The 23,514-nt window shown below is 45.3% G+C and carries 24 protein-coding genes; 23 read left to right on the top strand and 1 reads right to left on the bottom strand.

The window, feature by feature from the left end; all coding sequences use genetic code 11:
* Positions 1–53 precede the first annotated feature (53 nt).
* The 23 genes from MKZ07_RS14460 (at position 54) to MKZ07_RS14355 (ending at position 22,759) form a co-directional block, all read left to right on the top strand.
* Entirely contained in the window at positions 54–1,052 is a 999-nt protein-coding gene (locus MKZ07_RS14460; RefSeq protein ID WP_341026296.1) for a hypothetical protein, read from the top strand.
* A 590-nt stretch (positions 1,053–1,642) separates the two neighbouring features.
* Complete coding sequence (locus tag MKZ07_RS14455; protein WP_341026294.1) at positions 1,643–2,050, top strand: hypothetical protein; 408 nt, start codon at positions 1,643–1,645, stop codon at positions 2,048–2,050.
* Between the two features lie 2 nt (positions 2,051–2,052).
* Entirely contained in the window at positions 2,053–2,262 is a 210-nt protein-coding gene (locus tag MKZ07_RS14450; protein ID WP_341026293.1) for a hypothetical protein, read from the top strand.
* A 14-nt stretch (positions 2,263–2,276) separates the two neighbouring features.
* Positions 2,277–2,531: a hypothetical protein gene (locus tag MKZ07_RS14445; RefSeq protein WP_081389395.1), complete on the top strand. Its 255-nt coding sequence runs from the start codon at positions 2,277–2,279 to the stop codon at positions 2,529–2,531.
* Positions 2,528–4,600, top strand: coding sequence for a CpaF family protein (locus MKZ07_RS14440; RefSeq protein WP_341026290.1), 2,073 nt, complete (start codon positions 2,528–2,530; stop codon positions 4,598–4,600). The genes MKZ07_RS14445 and MKZ07_RS14440 overlap by 4 nt, the downstream gene beginning before the upstream one ends.
* The gene (locus MKZ07_RS14435; RefSeq protein WP_341026288.1) at positions 4,597–5,472 is read left to right on the top strand and encodes a hypothetical protein; all 876 of its coding nucleotides are present in this window, start codon (positions 4,597–4,599) and stop codon (positions 5,470–5,472) included. The genes MKZ07_RS14440 and MKZ07_RS14435 overlap by 4 nt, the downstream gene beginning before the upstream one ends.
* Before the next feature lie 12 nt (positions 5,473–5,484).
* Complete coding sequence (locus tag MKZ07_RS14430; RefSeq protein WP_076162363.1) at positions 5,485–6,363, top strand: hypothetical protein; 879 nt, start codon at positions 5,485–5,487, stop codon at positions 6,361–6,363.
* Positions 6,364–6,389: 26 nt separating this feature from the next.
* On the top strand, positions 6,390–6,629 hold the full coding sequence (locus MKZ07_RS14425) for a hypothetical protein (RefSeq protein ID WP_076162361.1): 240 nt from the start codon (positions 6,390–6,392) through the stop codon (positions 6,627–6,629).
* A 61-nt stretch (positions 6,630–6,690) separates the two neighbouring features.
* Positions 6,691–7,065, top strand: a complete 375-nt coding sequence (locus tag MKZ07_RS14420; protein WP_076162359.1) for a DUF4320 family protein — start codon at positions 6,691–6,693, stop codon at positions 7,063–7,065.
* A gap of 1 nt (position 7,066) precedes the next feature.
* On the top strand, positions 7,067–7,486 hold the full coding sequence (locus tag MKZ07_RS14415; RefSeq protein WP_076162357.1) for a hypothetical protein: 420 nt from the start codon (positions 7,067–7,069) through the stop codon (positions 7,484–7,486).
* A gap of 21 nt (positions 7,487–7,507) precedes the next feature.
* Positions 7,508–8,191 (top strand): Flp pilus assembly protein CpaB, encoded by a 684-nt coding sequence (cpaB, locus tag MKZ07_RS14410; RefSeq protein ID WP_076162355.1) that lies wholly within the window; start codon positions 7,508–7,510, stop codon positions 8,189–8,191.
* A gap of 11 nt (positions 8,192–8,202) precedes the next feature.
* The gene (locus MKZ07_RS14405) at positions 8,203–8,826 is read left to right on the top strand and encodes a hypothetical protein (protein ID WP_076162353.1); all 624 of its coding nucleotides are present in this window, start codon (positions 8,203–8,205) and stop codon (positions 8,824–8,826) included.
* Positions 8,827–8,850: 24 nt separating this feature from the next.
* Positions 8,851–9,951 (top strand): WxL protein peptidoglycan domain-containing protein, encoded by a 1,101-nt coding sequence (locus MKZ07_RS14400; protein ID WP_341026283.1) that lies wholly within the window; start codon positions 8,851–8,853, stop codon positions 9,949–9,951.
* Positions 9,952–9,966: 15 nt separating this feature from the next.
* Positions 9,967–10,557, top strand: a complete 591-nt coding sequence (locus MKZ07_RS14395) for a hypothetical protein (RefSeq protein ID WP_341026282.1) — start codon at positions 9,967–9,969, stop codon at positions 10,555–10,557.
* Between the two features lie 21 nt (positions 10,558–10,578).
* Positions 10,579–13,287 carry a hypothetical protein gene (locus MKZ07_RS14390; RefSeq protein ID WP_341026280.1) on the top strand — a complete coding sequence of 903 codons (2,709 nt, stop codon included), beginning with the start codon at positions 10,579–10,581 and terminating at the stop codon, positions 13,285–13,287.
* A 209-nt stretch (positions 13,288–13,496) separates the two neighbouring features.
* Entirely contained in the window at positions 13,497–13,811 is a 315-nt protein-coding gene (locus MKZ07_RS14385; RefSeq protein WP_341026278.1) for a hypothetical protein, read from the top strand.
* Between the two features lie 31 nt (positions 13,812–13,842).
* Positions 13,843–14,157, top strand: a complete 315-nt coding sequence (locus MKZ07_RS33600; protein WP_445670285.1) for a type II toxin-antitoxin system PemK/MazF family toxin — start codon at positions 13,843–13,845, stop codon at positions 14,155–14,157.
* A 184-nt stretch (positions 14,158–14,341) separates the two neighbouring features.
* Positions 14,342–14,659, top strand: coding sequence for a hypothetical protein (locus MKZ07_RS14380; RefSeq protein ID WP_341026277.1), 318 nt, complete (start codon positions 14,342–14,344; stop codon positions 14,657–14,659).
* The gene (locus tag MKZ07_RS14375; RefSeq protein WP_341026276.1) at positions 14,646–15,539 is read left to right on the top strand and encodes a copper amine oxidase N-terminal domain-containing protein; all 894 of its coding nucleotides are present in this window, start codon (positions 14,646–14,648) and stop codon (positions 15,537–15,539) included. Before MKZ07_RS14380 ends, MKZ07_RS14375 begins: the two co-directional genes overlap by 14 nt.
* Before the next feature lie 91 nt (positions 15,540–15,630).
* Positions 15,631–18,021, top strand: coding sequence for a CARDB domain-containing protein (locus tag MKZ07_RS14370; protein ID WP_341026275.1), 2,391 nt, complete (start codon positions 15,631–15,633; stop codon positions 18,019–18,021).
* A gap of 163 nt (positions 18,022–18,184) precedes the next feature.
* A complete protein-coding gene (locus MKZ07_RS14365) occupies positions 18,185–18,604 on the top strand; it encodes an A24 family peptidase (RefSeq protein ID WP_341026273.1) in 420 nt (139 codons plus the stop codon).
* 449 nt (positions 18,605–19,053) lie between these two features.
* Positions 19,054–21,168 (top strand): AAA family ATPase, encoded by a 2,115-nt coding sequence (locus MKZ07_RS14360; RefSeq protein WP_341026271.1) that lies wholly within the window; start codon positions 19,054–19,056, stop codon positions 21,166–21,168.
* A gap of 364 nt (positions 21,169–21,532) precedes the next feature.
* A complete protein-coding gene (locus MKZ07_RS14355; RefSeq protein WP_341026270.1) occupies positions 21,533–22,759 on the top strand; it encodes a hypothetical protein in 1,227 nt (408 codons plus the stop codon).
* 256 nt (positions 22,760–23,015) lie between these two features.
* Here MKZ07_RS14355 and MKZ07_RS14350 read toward each other — a convergent pair whose 3' ends face one another.
* A complete protein-coding gene (locus MKZ07_RS14350; protein ID WP_341026269.1) occupies positions 23,016–23,501 on the bottom strand; it encodes a cohesin domain-containing protein in 486 nt (161 codons plus the stop codon).
* Positions 23,502–23,514: the final 13 nt, after the last annotated feature.

Here is a 23,514-nt window from a genome sequence, read left to right as displayed (position 1 = left end):
TACCACCAATTTGCTTATTGTAGTTTAACAATCTGAAAAAAGAGGTATCAATCATGGATTTAAAAAAATTCAATAAGTTATTGATAGTTTCTTTACTGCTTACATTAATAGCTTGTTCTGAAAAACCTGCTAATAGCACTCTTGACGATAATGTAAATTCAGGGTTGAATAGCATAGAGTTTGCCAATACCATCCCTAGTACTGCAAATAGAGATAAACTCCCCAACACAAGTGCTGGTGGTGTGTCGCTCGGTTTGTACAATGATAAAGGGGTAATAGAAAAGGATTTTAATTTCAACTACAATGCAGATGAAAAAATAAATAAATTTATTTCAATTGGGAATTTCATTAATACTGACCGAGTATATAAGATAATACTTTTAATTGATTACAAACAAGCTAAATTCAGTGTAGACAACAGGGAGCCCGAAGAAGACTTTACACTTGAAGTTAAAGCTGGAGAGTCGGTTGAAATCCCGTTTCAGTTGCCAAATTTAGATAGGGGATTACACGATATACTATTTGTAATTATTAAATCTCCTGAGAATAAGAGCTTTGATGAGGAGTACAGAAAAAAAACTGATATGAATCATTTACTCTTTCTTAGATTTAGTACTGTAATACAGGAAGAAACTGTTAATGAACAGATTAAATATAATGAATATGGAACAATCGAAAATAATAGTATGCTTGATGGGTTGTTAGTTACAAAAAATAATGATTTAAAAAGATGGCTCACACAAAATGTTGCTTCACATGACATATTAAATTACTATATACGGGTAGGTAATAACAGCAACAAGCAATTGAAAAGATATGCAGTAGTAAATTTATTTGATTGGAAACAAGTTGATGTAATTGACGATAGAAAAATCGTATATTTTGAAGTTTCAAAAGACAACTTAGTAAAACTAAATTCAGGGTTCACTATCAATGAAGATTCTGGCACTTATGATCTTACAACTTTATTAATTCATAATCCTTATCAAAAATTAGATATATATAATAGAGATGTTGAAACAGGTATCAGAGTGGGTGTGAAAGTTAATTAAATACAATAGATCAAACAAATTGTTTCTGATACAAACTAAAGGCTCAATATTTATTCATTAGGTTATTAACGAGTACAGAAGTGGTTGTTCCTTATTTCTACTAGATAATGCGAATTTGTATTCACCTAAGGCTAAAGAATAATTAATCAGAATTATATTTAAAGTTCCCGTTATTGTTCCCTGTTTCAAAAGCCGAAACCCTCGTGGTATAGGCTTTTTTTGTTTTCTATACTTGTAAATGTCCGGGAACCAAAGATGGGAACTATAACAGGAGCCATAAAATGTTTGAGAAATAGGAAAAGGTATAATAAAGATTATTAATGGGCATCGAAAATATCCCATGGTTTATAGAAAAAGTTATAGTATTTGGGAATACCATGAAGCAGAGTTCCAACTTGCAAACGTTGCCCTGCCTTGAGATACGGCTGACGGAGACTCGAATAATTCATCCCTATAATCCCATACTTTTTACGTACTTTTCGAACACGTTTCACTTGAACAATTGAGTTAATCTTATATCATGCAAGAAAACAAAAGAGGCCGCCCCGGCAATCCTAGGGGCGGCCTTTGCGTTGAGAGAGGAGAGTGCCATGCAGGAAGTTGGATTCAAAGAGGCAGGAGAACTATTGAATACGCCAGTCAGCACATTGCGGCGCTGGGTCGTCTTATTGGAGGAGCAAGGGTACACCTTCAATCGTGACGGCAAGCGCAGGCAGCTGGATTGGCAGGATGTAGGTATGCTGCGGGAGGTCAAGCTCAGACTCCAGGAAGAAACACTGGAAGAGGCGATTCAGAAAGCCGTCTCTTCATCTGTGTTTACGCAGGAGGAAACTCATCAGCAGGAGTCACAGCCCGTGATCGAGGTAAGCGAGTGGGAGGCTTTCGACTCCCACATAAGCAGCCTGAGAGAGAACTTGTTTTGGCACGGTCAGGAACAAGCAGTGAGCACTTTGCTTATGGCTTGGCGAGCACTTAAGGAGACGATAGGAGGGGAATAACATTGGATATTAAGCACAGCCTGGCTGAGCTGCAGGCCTTACCCACGCTGCAACAATCACACACGGATAATCTGAAAAAGGACACCGGCAAAGAACGGGTCTGGTTGTCCCGAATGACCGTTGCGGATGGTATGGCCTACAACCATCAGGTCACCGTGGAAGTGTTCTCGAATGGTAAGTGGAACATCGTAGATACGTACCAGGCACAATAAGGAGTGAACATGAAATGATAAAGACTTATGCAAACTGGGAAGGAGATTTGGAGGATTACCTTCAGATCGGTGATGTGGTAGATGAGGAGATGGCCGACCACTTTCTGAATGTCCTGCCTCCGGCCTGCTGGACGGCGAAGATCATCCAGATCGGAGAGCCGAATAGCCATGTGGGGGGCAAAGCCACCTACGCCACCTTAGAAAAAACAAGTCAAGGCTGGGTGTACCGGGGCAATTGTCACCGGGGCGAGACGGAGGGGCGATCATGACCGGCAAAGCGCAGGTCATCGCCTTCGCCAATCTGGGCGGCGGGGATGCCGTTCAAGGCGTGATGAAACTGATCCGCAGCTATCCCAAGGATCAGCGCGTGGTAGTCGCGGAGTTACCTTGTGTCGGTTTGCCGCGCGTGGCCTACACCTTCGATCAGCAAATCGCTGAACTCCACAAAGAGCGCACCATGGATCAGTTCCTGCTCGATCTGGACCGTCAAGCCCTGAAGCCGATCCAGGACTACATGGTTCAGCGAAGCAGCGTGGACTACTTACTGGTCAATCCGCGCTCCCAGCCGGAAGCGCCCGTGATTCGTAAATTGTCTTCGAATCAAACGCTGATCTCGGCAGCAGTAGTGCTGCGGCAACAGCTGGAAGCTGCCTATGATGTGATCATTCTGCTCACACAGGGTTCGCTCATCCAGCCCACGACTCACTTCGCACTCCGGACTTCAGATGCTGCTCTACTGTATAGCGCAGATGCCATTGATTTTGTCGGGAATTATACGCATTACCGCCGATTAATTGAAGTGTTCAGTGTGAAGCCGGAGCGACTTTATCTGTTCAGTGCGGATACCAATGTCAAAATTGATGAAGCACCTGTGTATACCAAATTCGCTGAGCTGATCAAACGCTGGAAGGCGCTTGAACCGAACCAGATCCCCATAAGGGAAGGACAAGCTGCCGGACGTGACAATGAAACGGTGGGGATCATTGAACCGCTGGAATACTTGGATGTTCAGATTTCCATTCAGCCAGTCAACAGTGAATGGTCAGAGGGGGATGCCAAGAAGATGGAGGGGCTGCTGAACTTTGTCCGTTATCGGCTGCAGGAGGATCATCTGGACGAATACGTACAGTCTCTGACCCATGAACCTTCACGGCAGAAGATCCGTTATTATATCTCGGATCTGATCCGGGAACAGAATGACTATGCCCTATCGATTCCTCTGAATGAAGTGGTGGAATGGGTGCAGAAGGAAATCACTGAGCTTGGGGTGCTGCAGGGTATTCTGGATGATCCCACGGTCAGTTCGATTGAGATCAACGGTCCGGAGCAAGTGATCATTGAGCAGGGCGGGCAAGACATACACCGGCCAGATATCAAGTTTCAGAGTGTGTCTCACTTGTACGAAGTGATCAACAAAATGCTCATGCCGATCGGCAAACCGATCTCCAGCACCGATCCGATTGTGGATGCCAATTACCGGGGCTTCCGGATCTGTGTAGTTGCGGATACGAAAGAGTACCAGGGGGTTAGTGCTAATGCACCGCTGATCAGTATCCGGAAGTTCCCGCCGGATGTGTACACCGATGAGCAGTGTATCCAGTATGGAAACATCTCGCTGGAGATGGCCGAATTCCTGCATTTCATTGTTCCGAAGGGTGCCAATCTCGTCATTGGCGGGGGAACCAACAGCGGCAAGACCACACAGCTGATTCGCCTGCCGATGTGTATGGAGCCGATTACCCGAATCATTTCTATCGAAGATTCTGAGGAAATGATGCTGGCCAGCAAGCGGCAGTATCTGCATTATCCGAATCTGCCTTCCCTGTTAGTGAAGGAGGTCGAGGATGAGAAGAAGAGCTACGGCATCGCCAAGCTGATCAAAGCCTGTCTGCGGCTCAAGCCAGAGGTGATGTGCATCGGGGAGATCCGGGATGAACCGGCAGCGCAGCAAAGTCTGATCGGGATGAACACTGGACACACCGTCTGGACGACCATTCATGCCAACAGCGCAAAAGAGGCGGCAACCCGGTTCCTGCAGCTGAATGGAAACACGATGGCTGCGGCCAGTCAGATCTCCGGATCGATTGACCTGATTGTCTTTCAGAAGAAATTGCCGAATGGAGCGCGGGTTGTAACCGAATTGTCGGAGCTGATTGGCTACCGGGGAACCGAGGAGCCGGTGCTCAATCCGATCTTCAAATACGATTACAGCCGGAAACGGCATGTACGGGTCGGCAAGATCCAGTCCGAGTCGCTGATGGAGAAGATTTATTTGAAAGACCCCGCGCAGGAAGACCTCCGGCGCTGGTGCGAAGCGAAGGAGCTGAAGGCCATATGATGATCATTCTGCTGCTCTCAGCGGGTTTTCTGGTCTCCTTTGGCCTGTTCTCGTTGCTGCCTGCGGCAAACAGTCGTTCCAGGCAGCTGCGTATCGCCTTTGGATTTGAGCAAACCCAAGCGGAAGCGAAGGCGGCAGGCATTCACCTGGAATGGCGTAACTATGTGCAGCTCCTGGGTCTCGCCCTTGTCATAGGTGCAGGGGTGGCCTACTGGACGGCGAACATCTGGTTTGTCGGCGTGGGGATCGCAATGGGCGTGATTGTACCGAAGATGATCATTTCGGCGGTGAAGTTCAGACGCAGGAAAGAGGTGCTCCTGAACTTGCCGGGGAATCTGCGGCTGCTGTCCTCCAAGTTCCGGGATTGTAAGTCCCTCCAGAAGTCACTGGAGATGTCCTTGCCGGTGATGAGCGGTGTGACGGTTCCCTACTTTGAACAGATGTACGCTTCGCTCCGGATCGGGATCGATGTCCCCACGGTGCTGGAGCAGATGAAACAAGCGGTTCAATTCAAAAAGTTCGATGATTTCTGCGAAAAAGTACTCGCCGGGAACAAAGATGGATTCCACGCCCGTTCGGTCGAAGGGATTCGGGAGAGCATCGCGGACATCGCTTCAGACATGCATCTGCTGCAGGAGATCGATATTGAGAATGAGAAAAAACGGATGGAGCCGTTCGTGGTGTTCGGGATCAGCTTGCTCTTCCCGTTCCTGTTCGGTTATCTCGAAAGTCAGCTGGTACTGGAGTTCAAGGCAGCAACCACCTTGCAGACCGGATTCGGCAAGCTGCTGCTGGCAAGCATGATTGTCAGTGTCATGATTGGACTGTGGAAGAAGGATTCGCTGCTGCGCCTGAATCTGGATGATTTGTAAGGGAGGTGAAACATGATTACATCCATACTGTTTGGGCTCGCCGCACTATGTATTGTCATTCCTGTTCTGCGGATCGTCATTCCCGGCTTCCGGCGGCAGCAGCAGCTCATGAATCTGGCGGCTCTAGTCAACCAGTCCGATGCGCAGCGATTGCGGCTGCAGCAGAATGCCATGGTCCGATCCCTAGCCGACAGGCTCTCTGCCAGACAAGGAAAGAGGCAAAGTAGTAAGCAGCGCGAAATGTACGGCATGCTGGGGTACCCGGTAAGTTATGAGATCTATCTCGCCAGGGCGATCATTCAAGCCCTCTTGCCAGGCGGGTTTGCCCTTGTGCTGGCGGGTATGGTGCAGCAAGTCTTTTTTGCCATTGCCGGACCGATTCTATCGTTTCTATTCTTTTGGCTCCAAATGCGGCAGATTTCCCAGGCATATCAAAAACGGCAAAATCAGCTGATTGCGGATTTGCCGTTTTTAATTAGCAAAATGATCACTGCGCTGGAAGTAGGCAAGCCGTTAAACGTGATTTTTCAGGAAGTGAGTGCCCGCTGTGGTCCTACGTTATCTGCGCTGCTCAAGCGCCTTGTTGCCAATATGGGGACGATGTCGCAGAAGGATGCCTTGCAAATGTTTGCCAAAGAGGTCCATGTGCCTGTGGTGTATGATTTTGTGTCGGTGGTCAATGTCGTGGCGGAGAAAGGATTTCATGAAGCTGAGGACGATCTGAATGGTGTTAAAAACGATTTGCGGAATTTAAGCAAGCTTGCCCTGCGGGAACGCACCAGGGGCAATCCGGGAAAGATGAACCTGTTCTACGGAATGGTCATTATCCATGTGGTGGTGTTCTTTTTTATGATGCTGATCAAAATGTTCGGCGCGTTTAATTCCCTATAAACATGAACTGAGAGGATGATTGACGAATGAAGAAGCTGATGAAGAGAATGGTTGAAGGTACAAAGCAGGTAGTGGTGAACGCTCCAGGAGTTCTGGCGGTAAGGCTGAACCGGTTCCGAACAGAAGAACGCGGAGATGCGATGCAATGGGTGATTGGTATTCTGATCACGCTGCTGCTGTTCATCGCAGTGTATCTGCTGTTCAAGGCACAGATTAACACCTTTGTCGTAGATAAAATCTTCGGCAAGATGAACTCGCTTGACTAAGGAACGCGCCATGCGCCGCAGATGGAAACAGTTTATCCGGAGCGAGAGAGGAGATGGTATCATGTCCTTCTTCTTTCTGATGATGATCGTCCTCATGATTGCACTGATTGTCGTGACCATTGTGCAGTATGTAATGATTCGTTCCAACTTGCGTACAGCAGCCAATGAAGTGCTGCAGGTGATGAAGGTGGAGAATGGGGCAGACCAGGCGACCCGGACTCGGCTGGATGGGTTACTTCAAAGTATGGGGATGAATCCGGCTAAGGTCTCGCTTGTCGCCACCCCGAAGCCGGTACAGCGCGGGGATCGCCTGGAAATCACCGTCACTCGGGAGTATGACGTATTTGCCCTGAAGGCAGTGGGTGTGAACTATACCGTACCGATCACCGTCCATCTCCCCGGACTGGCACATGTATTCTACAGGACGGGGGAGTAGGATGTGGATCAAAGTCTTAGGGGCCATTTTATTTGGTCTGATTCTTGTGGTGCTGGTGATGGATCTGCTGGTGGTGGACAGTGTATATGACTCGACAGGGAGAACGATAGAGAATGCGATTGACGCAGGAATTATCCGTTCCGGCATTGTGACGGATGCCCAGCAGGGGCTTGTGCTGCTGGAACAGAGTACGCTACGCTCCGCAACCCGAGAAGCCTTTATCCAGAGTCTAGGCCTGAATGCTGCGATGGAGAACCCGGTGATGAAGAGCAGCAGCTTTGAACTGCATCTGACGTATGATTCCGGGGATGTTCCCTGGATCGATGTGGTGTTTCGCACGCATGTTTCTTTTGCGCTTCCAGGGGTGTCGTATCCAGTAACTGTTCATCGCAATATTCCCTATGAAAGTATCTATAAATAAAGAGGGAGGCAGTATAAGCCTTTGAAAAAGCTATGGAATAAGTATACCCGCAGCGCATTGATCGTCCTGCTCGGACTGATCCTTGCGCTGGTTGCGTTTCAGATGAGTAGCCGGAACATTGCCCAGCAGGTGCAGACGAAGAAGATCATTGTTGCTGTAGCCAATATTGATCCGTATATGCCAATTACTAAAGACCAATTGAAATTCCGCGAAGTCGTGGTCAGTGAAGTACCGGAGGATGCGCTAGAAACCGCAGATGAGCTGGATTTCAGCGATGCCTATGCCTCCAAGTATGGATTCATGGCTGGCGCTCCGATTCGCAAGTCGCTGGTGACAACGGCAGCGGCCTCTGGCATGGGGGCTGCAGTCTCCTTACAGGAAGGCATGCGGCAGATTGGGGTGAAGACGGATCTGGTCATGTCCTCCGGAGATGAGGTCAAGCCTGGTATCCTCGTGGATGCCTATGCATTCGTCTCCGATACGGCAACGGGGCAGTCGAAAAAAATGATTCTGCCGGAGTTGTCCCGTCTGAAGGTTGTGAAACGGCTAAATGCGGAAGGGAAGGTTCCTGATCCTGCAGACGGTGGAAGCCTGATTCCCGCCGTAATTGTACTTGAGGTGACACCGCAGCAGGCCGCACTGCTGATGGAGGCGCAAGAAACAGGGAAGGTCTACCTGCTGCCAGCAGGCACACTTCTTCGGTGAGGAGGGATTGTATGAAGAGAATCAGCCTGTGGATGGGGATGATGCTGCTGCTTGTGAACTCCCCTGTAACTGATGCCGCAAAAGCCCAGCCTGAAACCGGAGAAGGAAGCACGGTCATGTCAGCCACCTATGCCGTTTATGGCAATCCTCTAGGCAACCTACGTCTCGCCGGTCAACCGGCGCAGCTTACGCTGAGTGCTTCCGGACATCTTCAGTTTAACCAGTCGCTGAACCTTACGGTGGAGCAGCAAGGCGACTCTGGTTGGCAATATGCAGTTTCACTGGATGAGTTTACGGTCCGGCATGATGTACAGGGTGGAAATCTCCAGGCGAGAATTCCAGCAGGCTATGCATCCTATCAGGTAGCTGGTCTGATTGCGGAGCAAGAAGCTGCAGGGGTTACCACCGGCTCAGGTGTATTTGCTTCCGGATCGCCCCAGGTGGTGATGGAGGCTGCTGAAGGCTCCGGGCGGGGGAGCTTCAGCGCTGAGTTGCTGCTACAGGTAGATCTTCCTGCCTTGATTGAGGTGGCCGAAGTAAAGAATACTGATCAGGTCTCTCCCGGTGATCAGGTGGGACTGCTTGCCGGTGAGTATCAAGCGAGTCTGACCTTTACCCTGGTTAACGGGCTATAAGAGAATGAAGAATTGAGGTTGTCCATGAAAAAAGTAAACGTTCGTAAAATCATGAGTGTATGGTTGCTCGGATTCATCGGCTGTCTGTGGCTGTCTGCGGCTGTTCATGCCGACAGTTCCTTTGTGCTGTCTCCGGTCAAAGCCGTGGAAGAAGGCCGGGGCTATTATAAGGACCAGGTGAAGCCGGGGGACACGCGTGAGTATACCTTTGTGGTCCGCAATGCCAAGGATACGCCGGTGCAGCTCAAGCTGTATCCGGCTGATGCCCTTCCGGCACAAAATGGGGGCCGAAGCTTCTCGGAAAAGGAGCAGCGCCTGACTCTGGTCGGGTCCTGGCTGGAGCCGCAAGGCGTGAAGGCCATCACGCTGAAACCGCAAGAAGTGCGTAGCTTCAATTACGTCTTGCACGTACCGGTGGATCTTCGCCCCGGTCAGTACGTGGGAGTGATCGCTGCCGAAGAACTGATCAAGGCAGAAGAACCGGCTGCAGGTTCAGAGGGGCAGCAGGCTTCGGTGGCCATCGATGTGGTCAACCGCAGCGGGGTACAGATCGTTCTGGAATACAAGGCCGATCAGGCCAAGCATGAGATGAGTATTGATGATTTCAAGCATGATTATGTCAGTACGGGCCATTCCCGGCTGACGATGAAGCTAAGTGATCGCGGAACGATCCTTGAGAAGCCCACCGGCAAGATCACGGTCCGTGACGGGCAGGGGGAGATCAGGTATGAGCAGGAATACGCAGCGGACTCGATTTACGCGGGGAGCACTGCGGATATGGTCTATATCGTCAATGACCGGCTGCTGCTGCCGGATGTCTATGAGGTGAACTATACCGCCTCCTTCTCAGGCAAGACGATCAGCCGAACATTTACCTTCAAAGTCACACCTGAGCAGTCCAAGACTTCCCAGGCCGCATTGACGGAGGCAGGCAAGATTGAAGTCACACAGACGTTATGGGATTGGCTGGAGCTGCATCTGTGGGTCGTGGTGATCACGATTGTGGTGATTCTGATGTTTGTTGTGTTGTTGTTCTGGCTGCTGCTTCTGCTATGGAAGCGGAAAAAGGAACAGAAGGAAGAAGCAAACCTGTCTGTTTCAGCGCCTGTTAGCCAAGATAAATGATTGAGGAGGAGCAATATGAAGAAAGTATTAGTAGGTCTGTTCATGCTGATGGTTTTAAGCATGCCGATGTCTGCCTTTGCTGCAGATACAGATGAATCCGAAGTGGTAGTCACCGGTGCGGGACTTCAGATCACCCAGACGAAACCGGCATTTAAGGATATCACGCTTGATCTGAAGCAGAACCAAACGTCAGCAGCGGACAGTAATCTGTATGTCCTGGATGCACGCGGTACGGCAGCGGGATGGGGAGTGGTCCTTCGGGCCACGGATTTCAAACTGACCAAGATGGTGAGTGGCCAGAATGTTGACTTTGTTATTCCGGCCTCGTCCGTATCGTTTACCACGCAGTACAAGACTGCAATTGCAGGTACACCTATCGATTTTGCTGCAGCCAAAGGAGAACTGGCCAATCATCAGGTACTATCTTCCGGAGACAGCCGGATTGTGGGGGTGATCCCATCGGAAGGTGCCGGTACACATCAGTTCGGAATTGCCTATACCCTGAACGTTCCCAAGCTGATTACAGGTAGCAACGGCCAGCATGTGGGCTTACTGCAGGGAACCTATACGTCTACCTTTACCTACACGGCAACAGCCGGATTATAACGAATAAGGAGGAGCTGTTTTATGAATAAGAGCAAATCGAAGAAAAAGGGGCTACGTTCACTGTATGTAGCCCTATCATTGGTACTTCTATTTCCTATACTGCTATCGGGGAATGGAAACAATGCAGAGGGGGCTGCCTTTACTACAATAGACAGCATTACCTACGACCATAACGATACCACCTATGGCACGGTATTCAACCTTTCTAATGGGACCAAGGTACTGCAGAACTACATTTATCCAGTTCAGACGATCACTGCCGATAAAGTCCGGATGTATTATGAGAACTATTCAGATGAAGTCGGTAAAGTGTATCTGCAAGGAAGCACAATGTACTCTCAAATGAAAGGCCAAAGTGCGGTAAAGCTATTAGAACAAGTTTCTGATTTTCAGGTCCTCGAAAATGGCTATTCGTGGTCCATGGCGACTAACTACAGTTATTTTGCTCTGAAAACGGATGGAACCGTATGGTCCTGGGGGAAGGGGACTGGTGGACAGTTAGCCATCGGTGGTGCAGCCGATAAAAGCATCCCTACTGAAGTGCTCGATCCGTCCGGAGCAGAGTTGTCAGGCGTGAAGAAGTTGTTCTATCTTTCAGATAGTTCGATTCTAATCGTGAAAGATAAGGCGGTGTACCTTGTCGGTGAAGCCTTTGGAAAAACATCCTTCACCACACCGACCTCTAAGGCTGTCGATGTAACCTCCATCTTTCCAGCGTTTAGTTCAGCAAACAACTTTGATATGAAATTTTTGAATGGACAGAATCATGCGGTCATATCCACGCGTCCAGGAGGATCGGGATACTCCGATATTAAAGCTAATGTATCTTCTCGCATTTTCACAGTCAATGGCTCATCCTATACGCTTTCAAACTGGTTCACCTATCGATCGCCTATGGACACATCGAATGAGTTGACGAACAATACCTTAATTCCATTACCCAGCAACATCAACCTATCGAATGTACACAGATACATGTCTACCACAAGTCAAGGTTCAAATTATTATTTGCTGCAAGGATATGTGTCCATTCAGAATGGCGATCTGAGTTATTGGGGGACATCGTTGTCAGAATTCTACACCTCCGCTTTTTCACCCATGAAAGTTATTGATACTGGGGTTACAAAGGTAACTTCCGATTATAGTGGTACTTATTGGTACCTTAAGAATGGGAAGGTATATGCAGTGGGGCTGAATTATTTTGATAGGTCTGGTATTGCTGGAGGTTCATTAGCTACTCCTGTGAGAATAACCGGACCACTCAACCAGATCGTGAACATAACCGATTTGGCAGCCTCAGCAGATAACTACACCTATGCATTAGCGGCAGATCATACGGTAACGGGTTGGAGTAAAGCGTCCGATTTCTTTACATTGCCGAAGAAGTTTCTTAAATTTTACTCGGTTACGAATCGAAATGGTGCAGCCTATCTGTATGGCATTACAGAGGACGGAGTCTTGGAAATGATTAATGGCCGTTCCAGCTATCCTCTTACTGGCGGATTTCCAACCGTATATCCACCTGATTATGTCGCTCCTATCGTGCTAGATTTGCCAACAAATACAGTAGCCCTAGACAAGTTTAATCGTCATGTGGTTACCGTGAATTATGGTTCTTCTACCGATATTCAAACTCGTGAGTACTCGGTTGATGGTGGAACCACATGGAAGAATTACACAGCTCCCATAGTATTAAGTCAGTCAGGCGCAATTAGTTTTAAAGCACGATCAGGAGCAGGCGCTACCTATAGCCCAATCATGTCTCTGGATGTGACCAATGATCCTGTCGTTATCGCAGCTGGATATCCCAAGGTGGTAGATAAGGGTAATGGAACTTATACAGTCGAAAGTGGAACAACACATACCAGCGTGAAAGTCCAAGTTCGCAATGATAATGGGTCGTGGACAGAGTATACAGGACTGGTCACGCTGCCCCAAGGCAGTCATGTAGTGGATGCAAGAATCCTAAACCTGGCAGGGGATGAACTGGCGACAGCTCAGGCCTCAATTAATGGGCCGACTCCCATCCCAACAGTGGCCCCTACATCCACCCCTGTGCCGACAGTAGCCCCAACAGTTGCACCAACACCAACGGTCACCCCTACGGCGACACCCGTGCCGACAGTGGCCCCTACGGTCACCCCGCAACCAACCATAGATCCAGGCTGGGGCAGTCCGATTGGTTCAGAGGATATTTCCTTTACGGTCCTGGGCGGCGGCTTCAGTTCACAATTCAACGGGTTACTGCTCGATACGGTGACGATTGGTACAACCAATCAGTATCAGGTGCTCAATAGTGTCACGAATTCCGTGATTGAGGATTCTCGCGGCACCGGCGTGGGCTGGAACTACTCGCTCAAGATTACGGATTTTGTCAGTGATCCTGTGGTCGATAACAGCCTCGGAACCAACAGCCTAGTCGTGAAGATGCCTACAACGGTTCTGAGTGTAGATGTTACAGATACGACCACGCTGGTAGGTCAAGATATGAAGCTCAGTCTGAATGGATCGTATGTTTTTACTGCTGAACCCGTCATTCTCGCCAAAGCGGAAGCGTTTCAGGGCATGGGACAATACCAGCTGCCGATGAGCTATATGCTTCGGGTACCGGACAAAGTGGAGGTAGTGTCAGCGGGCAGCGGAAGTGCCTACCAAGCCGGAGCTCAAACCGGGCTGCGTGTCGGAACCTACCGGTCACAGTTCACGTTTACGCTGGCTTCAGGGATATAATCGTTATTCCTTTACAGGTCTCACTCCATTTACTGTAACTGTTTTTGAAGTCCATTGAGCGAAGAGGAACCGGTGATTGCCGGTTCCTTATTTTTGTTTTCTCGTCTATGGCATTGGGCAAGCAAAAAGGGCATACTTTTTGTATACGCCAGCCTTGATAAATTGAAGTATGCTTGTTACTGTAGGATTACTAGAGAAAGGAGATGGCCATGAATCAGCCTGTATCCGATATTCTAAAAGAAATCGAAGCTCTACCCGAGAATCAACGTGAGCAGCTGCTTGAAGTACTACATGCGAAGTATGCGAGGGCATTCATGAAGGGAGAGGGGTATACGTTTTGGTGTCATGGACCGGATGGAATGTTTGACCATATTCACGAGGAGGAACAAGATATGAACATGGATAGCAGCCTGAAAGAAGCCAACCGGAGAGTAGATCAGGTGCTTCCTGATTTATGGGCCAAAGCAGAGCAGAATTTGAAAGAAGCAGAAGCAGAATATCAACGTAAAAAAGGAGAGAAATAAGCTAATATGAAACATATTAGTTTAGCTGCGGATGAATCATAATCGAGGAGATGTTTACCTTGTCCTGTACCCTTTTGACGATGAAGTGGTGGAAAAGCTGAGGCCGGGCATTATCCTGGGTACTCAGGGAGATCGCTCCATCGTCATTAAGGTGACCACTCATGCTGAACGTGCGAATGAGACCAAGGATCTTGTTCTGTTACACTGGAAGAAGGCAGGGCTCAGTCAGCCTTCTGTCGCTAGATGCTCCCAATATGTACCGTTGCATCATGATAAAATCAAAGGCTTCTTAGGAAAATTACATGATGAGGACCTGCTAAATGTACTGGCAAAGTTTTATGAATAGCATCACGACACAAGCGCCGTTGAGGGGCTTTTTATTTTGCCTTTTTTCAGTGTGAAGGTGCGGTGGGGGAGAGGAGGGAGGGGGTGGGTATTTCATTTGGAAAATATTTCTTTACAAATGATATACTATAAAATATACTATGCGTATATCATGAAATGAGGTGCTTGTTCTGAACCCTTCAAGAATGGGTAGACCGCCTTCAGCGAACCCAAAGAGCAAAGCCGTTCCCATCCGGCTGGATGCGGCCACTGAGAAGATCCTGCAGGACTATTGCGATAAGCATAACACCAACAGAGCCGAGGCTATCCGCGAAGCGATCCATCGTCTGAGTGAAGATGAAACTCGCTATTTCTGGAGTCCGGAGTGGAGAGCTTTGCTAGGCGATAACGAGAAGAACCTGATGAATATATCTGAGGAATTCCAAGGGACGATCCAACTGTTACTGCAGCTAATACAACAAATGAAGATCAAAACGGGGAGTGAAGCAAATGAGTCGGAGTAAAATGAGAGTAGGCAGTGTGGTTCTAGCCATGATAATGGTACTAACCTTGATCACAAGTGTTGCATCCGCAGCCCAAGTCGTGGTTTCGGTGCAGGTCAATGGAACAGCACTCAAGTTCTCGGACGCGAAGCCGTACTATGAGAATAACCGGGTGATGATACCGATCCGGTTCGTCAGCGAAGCTCTGGGGGCGAAGGTGGGTTATGGTCTGGATCGATCCGTAACCATCGACTTGGGTACGAAGAAGATCCTGATGAAGATCAACAGCGATACTGTTACCGTTAACTCGGTCATTCAGAAGCTGGATGTACCTGCGCGTCTGCAACAGAACCGTACTTATGTACCCTTACGGTTTGTTTCTGAGGCTCTCGGTGCGGGTGTGGGCTGGAATCAAGAAAAACGTCTGGTGACGATTACGACAGGAGCAACTGCAACACCGGTAGCGAGTCCGTCTCCTTCGGCCACGCCTGCTGCGGGTGGGAATAATATGTTTAAAGTCGGGTTTGAGAGGCCTCGTGAGACAGAGCTGGGTAAGGCATTATTTGTTGATAATATGAAGATTGTAAATGGAAAGTTGAATTTTACATTGCCGAAAGGTGCAGCAGGCAGTAAGGGGACAGCTAAGGGAGCCTTAACTAAACTTGAGCCAGGTAAGAGCTATTCATACCCTATAGGGAAGAATGCTGGTGGGTTAATGATTTCAAAGCCTGAGTCTAACGGAGACAGTTGGGAATCTTACGCTATCAATCTGGATACGAATTTTAATGAAGATATGACTGAACTTTTTGGAACCATTACAAACGATGTGATCGTCTTTGGCGAAGGAAACGGCGGCTCCACATTGACAGAAGTTATTCAGTTATTTAAAGCTTTAAAATAAAATAGACACAGTATTTTATTTGTTAAAGGGCCTGATCGCTATAAGCGGCAGGCTTTTTTTATGCAAATATTCTTTGGAAGGTGAGATTGCTATGAAAATATTCAGGACATGCAATGTCTTACTGGTGGTAATAATCAGCGCGTTAATAATTGGGAAAAGTGTGTCAGCAGCAGGAACGCCTATGCTCTATAAATATGTCCAATGGGAGTATGGAACCGAAGATAGCTCTAGGTTTGCGGGGTATATTCCAGCAATTGATAAAAGAGTGCTTAACAACCCTTGGCAGCTCTATCAATGGGCTGGATTGTTTACCTTTTCAGATGGGCAAACAAGAATTGTTCCTAATTATGATGTCTTTAACGTTAAGAGGACTCCATTGGATCAGAGTTTTAATAAAGAGAATGGTTTTGGACTGGTCTTTAAAAGTGAGGCAGCGTTGGGTGACTTATTTGACTCTATTTGGGCGGGGCAATCTATTGGAACCAAACAGCGTCAGTATTTCCGTGATCAATTTGTTCAAACTGCCAATGATCCTATCTTTACAACAGGTCATGATTATTACTATACTGTCTGGAATAATTATCAATTCCTCCGCACATCCGGCATTGTCCCGCGCATGGGCATTAAGTTCAACAGCACCCAAAAGATCAGCGCTGACTCCTACCGAGCGCTCTATGATGTTTCTCCTTGGCCTAAATTGACAGTATCCCAGGGAAATGCACTGAATGTGGCCTTTTCTTCCTATGGCTACTCCGAACGGGACATACGGGTCATAGCAGCCCCAAAGGGAGCATTTCCGGACTTATCCAAAGTGGTTAGTCTAACGGATGGTAAACTGATCCATGCTAGTGAAGCGATCCATAACGGCAATGTGAGCGTGAATGCAAGGGACATCTCCAAAGTCCTTGGTAAAGATGTTGATATTATCGTGGATGATGGGTATGGCCGGACAGCTATTAAGAGCATTTCCCTTCCGGATGAGCAGGCGCTGGATTTTGTACCTACAAAGCTGATGCTCACGGATGGTGGTCAACTTTGGGTGAAATTTCGGTATAGCGGTGATGATATCATGGCCTCCGATCATGTGAATACGCGGGGGATGCCGATGAATGCGGCAGTCAAGATTGGGGGCGTGCTTACCGCAGAGTTTTCGCTGACCTCGATGTATAACTCTCTTCCAGCAACAATAACGAATGGACAGGAATTCAACTACATGCTCGGTAAAATAGAGATTGGTGATGATCCGGGGAAGTACTATATCAAAGTAGACGCTACGATCAATAACCCTGTCCATCAGGATCGGGCGTTGGAGTCACCAGCGGCGGCTTACAACAACAATAAGCTACATGGAGAATGGATGATTGAGCGTGTAGCTCCGAAGGCTGATTTGATTGCTGTATCGATCACGGCTTCGCCGAATTCCATAACCAAGGGTGGTCAGTCTAGCATCATCGGCAAGGTTAAGAACGACAGTGCGACAGCGCAGAATGATGTACTCATTCGTTTCTATGATAACGCCAGCACAATCTATGAGACGCGAAAATCTTTTGCAGCAGGTCAGACGCTAACCGTAGGGCCTTTTAATTGGACAGGCAACTCGACAGGGGTCCACAACCTTACTCTCTCCGTAGATCCCGAGAAAGAGAAGACAGATCAGAACCGTAGCAATAATATTGTCACGACAGGCTGTAGTGTTGTCTCAGGGGCTTCAGGAAGTGGAAGCGAATGTAATCAGCCGGAGGCTGCTGGTGAATGGTCAGTGTCCTATCCAGTGATTACTGGTTATCCTACGAAGTACTACTCTTCAAGCTATACATCAGCGGATGGTAAGACTCACTACTTCACTCAGTATTATACAGATTACGGTGATCCTAATTGGAGCAATACTCCTGTAACGTACCAGGAGAATCTGAAGATCTCTGCAGAAGTGAACACCAAGCAAGGCATAGCAACAGATCTTAATCACCCCAGAGAGGCGGACAGGGAGAGCCGCGGTTCCTGGGAGATTATCCCCTACGCCAAGAGAAGCGGAAAGGATGCCAATGCAATTACCAGAGCCGGTTACGGCATTGAGCTAAAAGTGAATACAACGTACAACACAAATTGGGAGACGAAGATACCGACAGGCCTAGAAGAAACAGCATATTCGTTAGGGGGAACTTACTACGGCCCGGATGCGGTGTACGCTACCTTCTATGACCCGAACTGGAAGTACGAGCGTCAGGTCAAACTGGAGAAGACCGGTGGGGACCGTAATAATGCGACCTGGGAGTTACCATTGACCAAGATCACCTCCGACTCCGGTAAGGTTTATCAGAGCCGTAAATACATGACCTCTATGAATGCTACAGATGGCTATTACCGGATCAAAATATCAACCGATCCTGCTGGAATGAATGGCTTGGTGACTTGTATTACGAAGCAAGTTGAGATCTATGGTGGAATGTATGACGATGTGCAGAATGTGAGACGGACAAACTAAACAGAAAGTAGCTAACCCCATCGATCTCGGTGGGGTTTTACTTGTGAGCACCGAGAGGGCTCACTGAAGGAGGAAATTATGATATCTAACTTATGTACACTGCTGAAGGTAATCGTGATCTGTGGCCTGCAACTGTTATTCCCGGATCTAGGAGTATAAAGTGATGGCCATAGTAAATATGTTGCTAATAACAAGTCTACTCATCCTTTGTTGTTGGTTCAGTTACACTGATATTACAGAGCGGAGGATTTCAAATAAGCTGACTTATCCTGCGATTATAGTTTTGCTTGTGTTCAGGATCGCGTGTAGTCCGGAATATTTATGGGGACTGGTCCCAGGTGCGGTCTTATTTCTGATCTTCATGATCACCCCCCGTTCCCTGGGAGCCGGTGATGTGAAACTGGTTGTGCTGCTTGGATTATGTATCGGCCTGGAACGAGCGGTGGTAGCTCTGTTGTTGATGTGCGGTTTTGTTTTTCTGTATCAGGGAGGAAGAAGGCTACTTTCAATGGAGGTTTCGAGTTCAGTGCCGCTTGCACCATTTCTCACTTTAGGGTTGCTAGGAATTGTTGTCGCTTTATGACTTTAAATTGTCGATTTACAGATTGTTACAATCATGCTAATGTGAAACTACACTGATCGGAAGCACCGGCGTGTAGTCCGAAAGTATCGGCGCAATCGCCCTGTTAGCTTAAGCTGGCAGGGCGATTTTTTTATTTAGGCGCTATACATTGACAGTGGGCTTAGTAGAAGTTTTTTCGATTCGAATCATTTATTTCTTTGGTCAAAATGGAGAGTTAAGGTGATGCTTTCGAAGTGCATTTATTTTAAATAACAACTTATAGTGGAGATTCTTAACGAAGTAAAGGAGGACTTAAAAGTACATTTAAGTGATTTCTTTTTAAACGAGCTAATGAAATAAATATGATTAAGACTTAAATGAAAAAGGTTTGTCTGTTCCAGTACATAGTAGTAGAAAATCATTAATATGAAAAATACAAACTTAGTTTGCATTTTAGGAGGGGAACAAGAATGGACATTTCAATTAACAACTGTAACAATATTGATTCCGGTGTTATTTATATAGAGAATGGAAGATTAAATATTAAATATGCTATCAATGGTACTGGAAAATCAACGATTGCCCAAGCTATATCCTTGCATACATCAGGTGGAACTCTGAAAGACTTACGTCCATTTAAATATTTAAATGATGGAGTAGATGCGCATAACCCAAGCGTTGCAATATCTGATACCATTCAAAAAGTGGCTATCTTTGATGAAAAGTATATTGAAACCTATGCCTATAAAAAGGATGAGCTATTAGCAAATAGTTTCGAAATTTTTGTTAAGACTCCCCAATACGAAGAACATATGCGTGAAATTTCTGAATTGATTTCTAGCATACAAATTGCTTTTCGTGATGACCCGGAGCTAGATGCCTTGATTAATGATCTGACAACTTTTATTGAGGGTTTTGGAAATACGCAAAACGGCTATTCAAAAGCCAGTGATCTTGCAAAAACTCTAGGAAAAGGAAATAAACTTGAAAATGTTCCCCAGGAACTTGTCGCATATGCTCCCTATTTAAGAAAACCTGGAACAAATCTGAAGTGGCTAAAATGGCAAACTGAGGGGAAAGATTATTTGGAAATTACTGATAAATGTCCGTATTGTGTTTCCAATATTTCTACACCAAAAGAAACAATTTTAAAATTAAGCCAAGAGTATGATACAAAATATCTTTCTTCATTAAGTAAGTTGCTAGTTGTATTTACCTCTTTAGAGGGTTATTTCTCAGAAGCTACAAAAGCAGCTATGCAAATAATATCTAGAAATGCTACCGGTTTAACAGATGATCAGATTGATTTCCTTAAACGTTTAAAAGATGAGGTGATTACATTACGAAATAAGTTGACTGGTTTAAAGTTTCTAGGTTTTACTTCATTAAGTAATGTAAACCGAGTGGCTGATGCATTACGTGAAAATAGAATCGACTTAGCTTTTTACAGTCAGCTTGAAAGTGACTATACAAAAGAGAAGATTGATAGGATTAATACTTCACTTGACGAAGTAATTACGGTTGCCGGGCAATTACAGGGACAAGTTGCACAACAAAAGATAGAAATAAGAAGGACTATAGAAAAACACAGTAAGGATATTAATGGCTTTCTTGAATCTGCGGGGTATCAGTACAAGGTCTCGATAATTCCGTCCACAGGAGAGAGCTATCGATTAATTTTGACGTATACTGAACAAAGCGAGGGTATTGGGAATGTAAGACAGCATTTAAGCTACGGTGAGAGAAACGCTTTTGCTTTAGTACTGTTTATGTATCAAACTCTTAAGGAGAATGCAGATTTTATCATCTTAGATGATCCCATATCATCTTTTGATAACAATAAAAAATTTGCTATTATTTCTATGCTTTTTAGAGGAGCGAATTCTTTCCAAGGAAAAACCGTATTGCTGTTAACACATGATTTTGAACCAATCATTGATATTGTTTGTACATTACGTGATATTTTCGCACCATCAGCAAAAGCGTATTTTATTGCAAATATTAACGGAACACTAGACGAACGTACTATCACAAATGCAGATGTCAAATCATGTGTCTCACTATGTGAAAGCAATATTGCCGATTCTGCAGATATAATTCATAAGCTAATTTATTATCGACGACTTCTTGAAATCAACGATCAAAAGGATGATGTTTGGGATTTACTCTCAAATGTGTTTCACAAAGATAGAGATATTCCGAAAATTAAAAATGAAGATGGGGATTTTAGGGATATGACTCCTAGTGAAGTTGAGCAAGCAACGAGAATCATTCAGGAAAGAATAGATGGATTTGATTACTCGATTGTATATGCTCGAATCAAAAATATTTCAGACATGATTGAGTTATATCGTCGATCTGCTAGCGGCTATGAAAAGGTACAGATATATAGAATGTTGAAAGATGGTGATTTAGAACGGGGCAGTGCAATGAAAAAATATGTGGATGAAACCTTCCATGTTCAAAACGATTATTTATTCCAACTTAATCCTAGAGAGTACAAAATTGTTCCACAATATGTTCTAAACTATTGTGATATTGAAATTCGTGCAATTGAAGAAAGTCTTGCACTAGTAGTTGGATAACTTTTTTATATAAAAAAATTATAAAGCGGCATTAGTAACCTCTCCACCTCATCGTATATAGAAGGTCTGACCCCAAATCTGGTTGTTATCTTTTGCAGTCCCGCAATTTTTGAGGGTGCTATATATTTGCTCAAATAGCAACCTAATTGAGGCCTATTACAATTTACGGCTCGTTTGATGTGTTTTTGATTTGTGGAATTCCCTCCATCTCATAGAGTCATTAGGTTGTTAATCCGATACTTAAAAATCATATGGCCAAGATACTATTGCACATAGACCGTTTGAGTTGGGGAGTATAAGTAGTTAATTGTAAAGTTTCGATAATTCAGAAGTAGTATATATTTTAACATGTTAGGAGTATATTATGTTTTTAGGATACGTTGATCAAATTGAACGTGTTGATAATATGTTTTACATTGTATTTGATGTTGTAAGTGAGCATCAATTAAAGAAATTGCTCGAAGACCCTGTAAGCGCAAAACAAATAAACCTTTCCGATGCTTATAGTACCTTTTGTCTAATGCTGAAGGTGCACAAATGGAGTGATGTACCTGCATTACAAAGAGAAATTGAAATAGATCGATGGTATAAGATAGAAATAAATGATTCTGAATCCAATCTAGTTAATGCGATACGATATGATGATATGAATTCTAATAATGGTGTAGATGTAAATGTTCAGATTTATTTTCTTGACAAACGGGTTAATTCAACTAAAAATATTTACCATTTATTTAGTCTAAATGATTTTCCTAAATCTAATGAAAATGAACTTACAAATTTATTAACTCAAAATCGATTTGCAAGCAAAACATTTCTTGCAGTTTACAACGTTGGACAAGGCAATTGTTCCGCAGTTTGTAATTCATTAAATTCGTCTCCTATCGTCTACTATGATTTTGGCGGGGGCTGTTATAGCAATGCTCATACATACCCTAGTGGACAACAATATTGCTTTACCAATAATCCACCTATTGTACTGTCACATTGGGATAATGATCATTGGTCATCGGCAAATCATTTGCGTTCACCATGGGCAAAAAATTATCCTTGGATTGTTCCTGATCAACCGCTCAATGCAACACAATTAAAGTTTGCCTCAGAGCTAGCTTTTTTAGGGAATTTATATATTTGGCCACGAATTTCCACACTCAAATTAATTCGTACTGGTTATGGTGCTTTTTTTTATTGCGATGGTACTAGCAAGAACGATAGTGGTCTTGGGTTTCTTTACTCTAGTGAGCAAGAGGATATTAGGGCTTTACTTCCAGGTGACGCTGCGTATAAATATATTAATTCTAGATTTAAGAATGATCTCTCCTCAATTGTAGCAAGTCATCATGGCGGTAACCGGAGGCTAGACCCGCCGCCTTTTGCCCGATCAACTCAATCTAATACTAATATAGTATATCCATATGGATTGCATAACTCATATGGTCACCCAGGAGTATTACGTTTTGGGGAACATGTGCATTTCGGATGGAATAAAGACATTCATACTTATAAAGGACATGTTGGCCTTGGTATATCTTCATTGCCACCAATAGGCTGTTCTACGAACTATTGTGACCTTAGGATCGTGCAAATCTAACTTTGAGGCGTGAATTTTTTAGGAACAATAATTCTTGAATTTGGAATAAATCTAAGACGTTAAATTAAAAAGTAGATAATAACTAAATAAAAGTTAAAAGCCCGTCAACTTTAACTGGTCAGCGGGTTCATTTTTATTCATTAGTTAAGTATTAGGCAGATAATCCGGATTGTTTAAAATCTGATCAACAATAAAAAGCAAGTCATCATCATTCATATATTCATCACCGGCTTGTTGAGCATTATACTTTACCGGATCAACATCGGAGGGCGAAATACTTGAAGTACCTGGCATCGATCGCAAGGTCGACAAGGGTATATGTACCTGATTTGTTGACGTCTGTTGCTTCGATGATGACACTGTCTTCCAGGTAGTTATCTTTCTCTAAATCATATTCCTCTTCGGTATCAGCGCTCCTCGCTTTAGTTGCATCAACAATGGTTATACCTTTGGCTTTGGCCTTAAACTTGAGTTTTACGACAACCGTGTCTTCATTGATGCCGTATTTTTCACCTAGACTGGCTACTAAGCAGACAGCACCGTTTTGTTCAATGGGTTTATTGTATACCTTATAGCCGGTTACCTCTTCAAACCCGAGATATTGCAAGTGCTCTTTGTCGTACTTCATTTCAAAGTCTTCAGCGTAAATTTTCTTAACATTTTTCAGTGATATATCTGCTGTGAACTCTTTGCCTAGACCAATATTTTCTGGAGCGATGGCTACATCAATCGTAGGCTTCAATGCTGGTTTTGAA

This window comes from Paenibacillus sp. FSL P4-0338, from assembly GCF_038002365.1.
Classification (GTDB): domain Bacteria; phylum Bacillota; class Bacilli; order Paenibacillales; family Paenibacillaceae; genus Paenibacillus_AQ.
Note: the sequence above shows the minus strand (reverse complement) of the source record. Positions and strands in the feature narration are given on the sequence as shown.

Excerpts from the sequence above, each read along its gene's own strand:
- MKZ07_RS14460 (WP_341026296.1), top strand. The coding sequence starts at position 54 with ATGGATTTAAAAAAATTCAATAAGTTATTGATAGTTTCTTTACTGCTT.
- MKZ07_RS14455 (WP_341026294.1), top strand. The coding sequence starts at position 1,643 with ATGCAGGAAGTTGGATTCAAAGAGGCAGGAGAACTATTGAATACGCCA.
- MKZ07_RS14445 (WP_081389395.1), top strand. The coding sequence starts at position 2,277 with ATGATAAAGACTTATGCAAACTGGGAAGGAGATTTGGAGGATTACCTT.
- MKZ07_RS14440 (WP_341026290.1), top strand. The coding sequence starts at position 2,528 with ATGACCGGCAAAGCGCAGGTCATCGCCTTCGCCAATCTGGGCGGCGGG.
- MKZ07_RS14435 (WP_341026288.1), top strand. The coding sequence starts at position 4,597 with ATGATGATCATTCTGCTGCTCTCAGCGGGTTTTCTGGTCTCCTTTGGC.
- MKZ07_RS14430 (WP_076162363.1), top strand. The coding sequence starts at position 5,485 with ATGATTACATCCATACTGTTTGGGCTCGCCGCACTATGTATTGTCATT.
- MKZ07_RS14425 (WP_076162361.1), top strand. The coding sequence starts at position 6,390 with ATGAAGAAGCTGATGAAGAGAATGGTTGAAGGTACAAAGCAGGTAGTG.
- MKZ07_RS14420 (WP_076162359.1), top strand. The coding sequence starts at position 6,691 with ATGTCCTTCTTCTTTCTGATGATGATCGTCCTCATGATTGCACTGATT.
- MKZ07_RS14415 (WP_076162357.1), top strand. The coding sequence starts at position 7,067 with ATGTGGATCAAAGTCTTAGGGGCCATTTTATTTGGTCTGATTCTTGTG.
- MKZ07_RS14405 (WP_076162353.1), top strand. The coding sequence starts at position 8,203 with ATGAAGAGAATCAGCCTGTGGATGGGGATGATGCTGCTGCTTGTGAAC.
- MKZ07_RS14400 (WP_341026283.1), top strand. The coding sequence starts at position 8,851 with ATGAAAAAAGTAAACGTTCGTAAAATCATGAGTGTATGGTTGCTCGGA.
- MKZ07_RS14395 (WP_341026282.1), top strand. The coding sequence starts at position 9,967 with ATGAAGAAAGTATTAGTAGGTCTGTTCATGCTGATGGTTTTAAGCATG.
- MKZ07_RS14390 (WP_341026280.1), top strand. The coding sequence starts at position 10,579 with ATGAATAAGAGCAAATCGAAGAAAAAGGGGCTACGTTCACTGTATGTA.
- MKZ07_RS14385 (WP_341026278.1), top strand. The coding sequence starts at position 13,497 with ATGAATCAGCCTGTATCCGATATTCTAAAAGAAATCGAAGCTCTACCC.
- MKZ07_RS33600 (WP_445670285.1), top strand. The coding sequence starts at position 13,843 with ATGAATCATAATCGAGGAGATGTTTACCTTGTCCTGTACCCTTTTGAC.
- MKZ07_RS14380 (WP_341026277.1), top strand. The coding sequence starts at position 14,342 with ATGGGTAGACCGCCTTCAGCGAACCCAAAGAGCAAAGCCGTTCCCATC.
- MKZ07_RS14375 (WP_341026276.1), top strand. The coding sequence starts at position 14,646 with ATGAGTCGGAGTAAAATGAGAGTAGGCAGTGTGGTTCTAGCCATGATA.
- MKZ07_RS14370 (WP_341026275.1), top strand. The coding sequence starts at position 15,631 with ATGAAAATATTCAGGACATGCAATGTCTTACTGGTGGTAATAATCAGC.
- MKZ07_RS14365 (WP_341026273.1), top strand. The coding sequence starts at position 18,185 with ATGGCCATAGTAAATATGTTGCTAATAACAAGTCTACTCATCCTTTGT.
- MKZ07_RS14360 (WP_341026271.1), top strand. The coding sequence starts at position 19,054 with ATGGACATTTCAATTAACAACTGTAACAATATTGATTCCGGTGTTATT.
- MKZ07_RS14355 (WP_341026270.1), top strand. The coding sequence starts at position 21,533 with ATGTTTTTAGGATACGTTGATCAAATTGAACGTGTTGATAATATGTTT.